Annotated in this window: 3 protein-coding genes; 2 read left to right on the top strand and 1 reads right to left on the bottom strand. The window is 61.8% G+C overall.

Annotation, left to right across the window (positions count from 1 at the left end):
• The coding region (locus AC1DUU_RS28255; protein ID WP_476786654.1) for an alpha/beta hydrolase at positions 1-1,321 on the top strand (1,321 nt) is incomplete at its 5' end.
• 21 nt (positions 1,322-1,342) lie between these two features.
• Here AC1DUU_RS28255 and ybaK read toward each other — a convergent pair.
• On the bottom strand, positions 1,343-1,816 hold the full coding sequence (gene ybaK, locus AC1DUU_RS28250; protein WP_476786653.1) for a Cys-tRNA(Pro) deacylase: 474 nt from the start codon (positions 1,814-1,816) through the stop codon (positions 1,343-1,345).
• A gap of 349 nt (positions 1,817-2,165) precedes the next feature.
• On the opposite strand from ybaK, the gene AC1DUU_RS28245 reads away from it, so the two are divergent.
• Positions 2,166-2,843: a glutathione S-transferase family protein gene (locus tag AC1DUU_RS28245; protein ID WP_476786652.1), complete on the top strand. Its 678-nt coding sequence runs from the start codon at positions 2,166-2,168 to the stop codon at positions 2,841-2,843.
• Positions 2,844-2,851: the final 8 nt, after the last annotated feature.

The following is a 2,851-nucleotide window of genomic DNA, read 5'->3' as shown; positions in this document are numbered from 1 at the left end:
ACCTCCCGTCGACACCGGCCACCCGCTTGAGGTCGGCGCGATCGCTCTGATCACCTTCATCGTCTTGATCGCGCTGGCCCGCCTGTTCAACGTGACGCTGCACTACGTCTCCGGCAAGCTGCGCCGCTTCGTGCCGACGCGCGTCTCCTATGTCATTGGCACCACTCTCGTCGTGCTACTGTTCTGGTCGGCTGCCGACGGCATCATCTTCCGCTATGGCTTGCGCGTCATGGACAGCTCGTTCCAGCGCCTCGATGCGCTGATGCCGCCCGACACCAAGCAGCCTTCCGATCCAGAAAAGACCGGCAGTGCAGCCTCGCTGGTGCGCTGGCAAGACCTCGGCCGCATGGGCCGCTCCTACATTGCGTCAGGCCCCAGCGGCACCGACATCGGCAGCCTCACCGGCAAACCGGCCAAGCAACCGGTCCGCGTCTATGTCGGGCTGCAATCCGCCGAGACCGCCCAGGAGCGCGCCAAGCTCGCTCTCGAGGAGCTCAAGCGCGCCGGCGGTTTCGAGCGCTCGACGCTTGTCATCATCACTCCAACCGGCACCGGCTGGGTCGACGAGCAGGCCATCGACCCGATCGAATTCCTGCACAATGGCGACGTCGCCAGCGTCGCCACCCAATATTCCTACCTCGCCAGCTGGATGTCGCTGCTGGTCGAGCCTGGCTATGGCGCCGAACAGTCACGCGCGCTCTTCACCGAGATCTATGGCTACTGGCGCACCCTGCCCAAGCAGACGCGGCCGAAACTCTATCTCTTCGGTCTCAGCCTCGGCGCCTTGAGCACCGAGCTTTCCAACGAGTTGTTCGAGGTGCTGGGCGACCCCTATCAGGGCGCGCTGCTGAGCGGCCCGCCTTTCGCCAGCCGCATCTGGCGTTCGATCACCGACGGGCGCAATCCCGGCACGCCCGAATGGCTGCCTGAGTTCCGCGACGGCTCTTATGTCCGCTTCACCGCCCAGAAAAACGCGCTCGACATTCCAGGTGCCGAGTGGGGGCCGCTCCGGCTCGTCTACCTGCAATATGCCTCCGACCCGATCACCTTCTACGAGACCCATTCGCTCTACCGCGAACCCGACTGGATGAAGACGCCGCGCGGGCCTGATGTCTCGCCCGAACTGCGCTGGTATCCGGTCGTCACCTTCCTGCAGCTGACGCTCGACCTCGCCATGGCCACCACCGCCCCGATGGGCTACGGCCACGTCTACGCCGCCGAGCACTATATCGACGCCTGGATGCAGGTGGCGGATATCCAGGGCTGGTCATCAGACGATGTCGCCAAGCTGAAGCAGCATTTCATCGACAAGCGGAAGTGACCGCTTTTCGGAACTTGACTGTCAGCGGATGAGGTCCGCCACCTTGGCACCCAGCGCCTGGACCAGATCGTCCGGGCGCATGCGGATCTGCAGCCCTCTTTGACCTCCATTGAGGTAGACCTCATCCTCCAGCGTCGCCATCTCCTCGACCGCCGTCGCCACCTGCTTGCGCTGGCCGAAGGGACTGATGCCGCCGACCTTGTAGCCTGTCAGCCGTTCCGCGTCGGTGGGTTTCATCATCTGCGCCGACTTGGCGCCGAAGGCCGCGGCGACCTTCTTCATGTTGACCTCCTGGTCGGAGGGAACCACCACGCAGGCCGGCTTGCCGTCGGCCTCGACCATCAGCGTCTTGAGCACGATGGATGCGGGCACGCCCATGGCCTCGGCCGCCTGCAACCCGACGCGCTCGGCGCTGGAATCATAGCCATAAGTAGCCACGGCGAATGGGACACCTGACTTGGCGAGCATCAACGTGGCAGGAGTCGTCTTGGACATGCCCTGTTTTGCAACAGCGGCCCGGCGGCGCGCAAGGGCGACGGTCGCGTGAATGGCCGCAATGGGGTGGGTAGCGGTCAGGCAGCTTCGAGGTTCGGAACCTGAAAAGCGGGCAATTCTGGTAGCTGCAGCGAAGGCGGAAACTGACCCTTTTGGACCCTTAACTTGGCTCATCTCAGCACTGCGGCGGTCGAAAGCGGTCGACCGTCCTCACGTACCCATGACCGACGCGGCCATGTAGCTCGCCAATTTTTCCTCCGTGTGATCGCCTTGACCCGCATCGTTTCTGGGTGCTCGAATATGTCCGACTACTACACGGAAGACTTTGTCGCGGTCCGGGGAGGTTCCAGTGTACATTCTCTATGGGGGTGACTTCACGCGCGCAATGCTCGTGCAATGGGTGCTGGAGGAAGGTGGAATAGATTACGAGTTCAGGACGATAGACATTCTAAAGGGCGAACACCGGGCACCCGAGTTCCTGGCAATCAATCCAGCCGGGCTCATACCAGTACTGATCACCCCTGAGGGCGACGCACTGTATGAAGTGGCCGCCTTGATGGTGTATTTGGCTGACCGACACCAACTCTCCACGTTGGCTCCTGCAGTGATCGATCCACTGAGGGGCCACTTTCTCTCGGCGGTCTTCTACATCGCCGACGATATTCAGCCTGAAATGAAGCGCTTCCATTTTCCACACCGATACTCGCTGAGAACAGAGGACAATCCCGCCATTCAAGATTTGGCTAAAGCCCTTGTCCTCAGCCGCCTGGACGTGATGAACACGCGACTGGAGAAAGGTGGGCCCTATATCCTGGGCACTCGTTTTTGCCTGGCGGATTTCTATTTGAGCTTCTGGGTCGCCTTGCTCGGCCGTGATGGCGTGTGCTCAAGGTCTCCGGCGATTGCCGTGTTGTATGACTTGGTTCGATCTCGTGCCAGCGCAACGCCCTATCTCGAAGGCGCCGAGCGGATAGAGAAGCAATATGCTGACTTGATGAGGAAGAACCCAGCGGGCGTCATCGCTTAACCCTGAGC

The organism is Aminobacter sp. P4_H6_2 (assembly GCF_056400805.1).
The sequence above is the reverse complement of the archived record's forward strand: the minus strand, read 5'-3'. Positions and strand labels throughout refer to the sequence as shown.

Excerpts from the sequence above, each read along its gene's own strand:
- ybaK (WP_476786653.1), bottom strand. The coding sequence starts at position 1,816 with ATGTCCAAGACGACTCCTGCCACGTTGATGCTCGCCAAGTCAGGTGTC.